We start from the raw sequence: 3,307 nt of genomic DNA, 5'->3' as shown, positions 1-3,307 counted from the left end.
CTATCATGTGCAGCAAGAGAACTACAAACCCGTGCAGTTGACATGGATGAAGTAATGGAAGTGTTCAAAGGTATTCTTGCAGTCTATTCGCCTATGAAGGATGATGTTACTCGTAACAGTGAGAAGCTGGGTATCCCTGCGAATCACTATACACCCAGCAGAGTATTTTCTATTGAAGAACTGCCAATTGCACTTGCCTTTATTGTATTAAATAACGGGGAATATTACCGATCTATCTACGATGGCGTCAATTCAGGCAGGGATACTGATTCAATTGGTGTCATGATTGGGGTCATACTTGGGGCGATGTACGGGGATTCCGTTATAAAGAACAGTGATAAACAGCTGCTTGAAACTGTAAATAAAACGAATTATAAAGAGTTAGCTGTGCAATTTGCAAATGTTGCTGAAAGCATGATTAGAAAAGACATTTTATTGAATGAAAAAAGAAGAGGGCTATTTTAAGGCTGCAGATGTGCACGGGAGGGATTTTATGATTCCTGAGAGATATATAGAAAAGCTATATGCTGGTGTACTGGGTATGAACAGCGGAATTAGACTAGGTGCACCTCTTGAACCATTAGAGTGGACGGCAGAAAGAATCCAACAGGTCCACGGCGAGATAAAAGGGTATGTAAAAGACTATAAGACGTTTTCAGCAGATGATGATGCAAATGGTCCGATTTTTTTTATCAGATCATTGTATGATGAAGCGAAGGATAGAGAGATTGATGCGGAGGATGTAGGGAAAACCTGGATGAATTATTGCCGTGAAGGAATCGGAATGATTTGGTGGGGCGGAGAAGATATCAGTACAGAGCATCGAGCGTTCACAAACCTTCAAAAAGGGATAAAAGCTCCGCAATCCGGTTCGGCCAAGGTGAATGGTGTGGTCATGGCTGAACAAATTGGCGGACAAATTTTTATTGACAGCTGGGGGTTAATCTTTCCTGATGCTATAGAAAAAGCGGCACATTATGCGGAAGTTGCCGCAAGTGTTTCACATGATTTGAATGGTCTATATGGAGCGAGATTTATGGCAGCCTGTATTTCCAACGCTTTCTCTGCCCAATCAATAAACGAAGTTCTTCAAACTGGATTAAGTATGATTCCAAGTGATTCGACGTATGCGAAAATGGTTAGAGCAGTCATCAACTTTCACCAGAAAAACCCGGCTAATTTTCGGATATGCCGTCTATATTTAGAAGAGTTCTGGGGGTATGATAAATACCCTGGAATCTGTCATATTATCCCGAATGCGGCGGTATGTGTGTTAGCGCTCCTATATGGAGAAGGAGATTTTTCAAAGACCATAGAAATAGCAGTAATGTGCGGGTGGGATACCGATTGCAATGCAGGAACCGTTGGAACCATAACAGGAGTCCTAGCCGGCCTTGAAGGAATTCCGGAGCATTATCGGAAACCTATTAATGATTCGATTGTTGCTTCAAGTGTTTCAGGTTATTTAAATATTGTTGATTTGCCGACCTTTACACAGGAATTGGCTTTGCTGGGTTACCACATGGCAGGACTTGAACCTCCAGAAGAAGTAGTAGAATCGATTAAACAGGGGGATGTCTTCTTTAATTTTCACTTACCAGGTTCGACGCATGGGTTTAAAACAGATAATCCCTTCAAAGCGTTTCTTCGTCATAATAAACATGTTGGCGAAGGATCCTTAGAAGTAATTTTTGACAGAATGGTTGAAGGGGATGTGAGTAAGGTATTTTATAAACCTTTTTATCGCAGACAGGACTTCAATGATGAAAAATATAAACCGACATTTGCACCTAAAGCCTATTCAGGTCAAACGGTTTCCGTAGATTTTTTCTTAGATCAATGGCAAGGTGCAGGACTTATTGTTACCCCTTATATACGGATGACGGATAATCAAGAATGCTTGTATCTAACCAAATGTGAACTAAATAATCAAACATGGAATCACGTTGATTTTCAAATTCCAGCCACAAATGGGTCGTTAATTGATGAAGTGGGATATAGAATTGAAAGTCCGTCTAGTCTTACGTGTCGAGCGATAGGGGCCCTTTATGTGGATAACTTTCATATAAGAGGTCAGGTAGACTATTCGATTGCTTTTGCGAAGCAATTCGAGGAATTTGGTTCCTTGACTCCATTTGCCCATAACAAGGGAAACTGGAAATTAGACGGACAGACGATGAAATATTCAGCTTCTGAAGACTGCTCCAGTTATACAGGTAATTACTATACAAAAGATGCAGTTATTGAAGCCGTAATTACGCCAATCGTGGGGGTAAGTCATAAACTAATTTTTAGAGCTGAGGGAATCCAGCGTCAATATTTAATCGGATTTGATGGAAGCAACCAAGTTTCACTTATAAAAAAGGACTTTGGTTATGACCGTTTAATTACCGTTCCGTTTGAATGGAAGCATCATCAAGCCTATGTTTTTAAGGTCGAATACCATGAGAATAAAATCTGCTTTTTTATCGATGACGAGAAACTAATTGAGTACAATGATTCAAGGTTCTCGAAAGGGATGTTCGGATTTGGCTGTCTTGAAAAAGGAGAAGCGGTAATTTCTTCATTCAAAATTAAAGAAGTAGGGTAAGGTTATAAATGAGGCGGAGTAATCTCTGCCTCATTTCTTAGAAACGAAAAAGGAGTTGCCAAATTTGAGTAAAAAAATTGGGTTTGCTTTTATGATTGTCATGATCATCATTTCTGCCATCTTTACTTCTGATTTTACCGTCCATGCAAAACAGTATGGAAAAAGTAAAACCGTGGTGAATAACTTAACTTCGTATCAACTTACTCATGATTCTACTCGTAATAATAATCAGCTTACTTATAAAGTCTATCTTCCAAAAGACTATAACAAAAGCCGTAAAAAAGCCTACCCGGTCATCTATTTACTTCATGGAAGCAATGGCAATGAAAACAGCTATGATGATTTTTGGAAAACGCTAGATAAGATGATTCAAAAAAAGACAATAGAACCAGTCATTGCGATCGTTCCTTCAACCGGTAACAGCTATTGGGTGGACTCAGAGAAATATGGTCGCTATGAATCAGCTGTTATCAAAGATCTCATTCCAACTATAGATAAAAAATACCATACAATCGCAAATCGTTCAGGAAGATTTCTTACGGGATACTCTATGGGCGGGTACGGCGCGCTAAGGTATTCTTTGGTTTATCCAGAACTCTTTTCAGGTACCGCTTTGTTAAGTCCTGCTATTCAAAACCAAGAACCTCCAGAAACATCTGGTGCAGTACAAAGAGGGAGTTTTGGAGACCCATTTGATTTGGACCTGTGGAATGCTAA

The 3,307-nt window shown here is 39.7% G+C and carries 3 protein-coding genes; all 3 read left to right on the top strand.

Annotation, left to right across the window (positions count from 1 at the left end; translation table 11 throughout):
• The coding region (locus tag AC52RT_RS00725) for an ADP-ribosylglycohydrolase family protein (RefSeq protein ID WP_495538979.1) at positions 1–465 on the top strand (465 nt) is incomplete at its 5' end.
• Positions 440–2,590, top strand: coding sequence for an ADP-ribosylglycohydrolase family protein (locus AC52RT_RS00720; RefSeq protein WP_495538978.1), 2,151 nt, complete (start codon positions 440–442; stop codon positions 2,588–2,590). The genes AC52RT_RS00725 and AC52RT_RS00720, both read left to right, overlap by 26 nt.
• A 64-nt stretch (positions 2,591–2,654) precedes the next feature.
• A partial coding sequence (locus AC52RT_RS00715; RefSeq protein ID WP_495538977.1) for an alpha/beta hydrolase occupies positions 2,655–3,307 on the top strand: 653 nt, incomplete at its 3' end.

Source organism: Peribacillus sp. (assembly GCF_059453735.1).
The sequence above is the reverse complement of the archived record's forward strand: the minus strand, read 5'-3'. Positions and strand labels throughout refer to the sequence as shown.

Coding starts and splice junctions, on each gene's coding strand:
- AC52RT_RS00720 (WP_495538978.1), top strand. CDS start 440: ATGAAAAAAGAAGAGGGCTATTTTAAGGCTGCAGATGTGCACGGGAGG.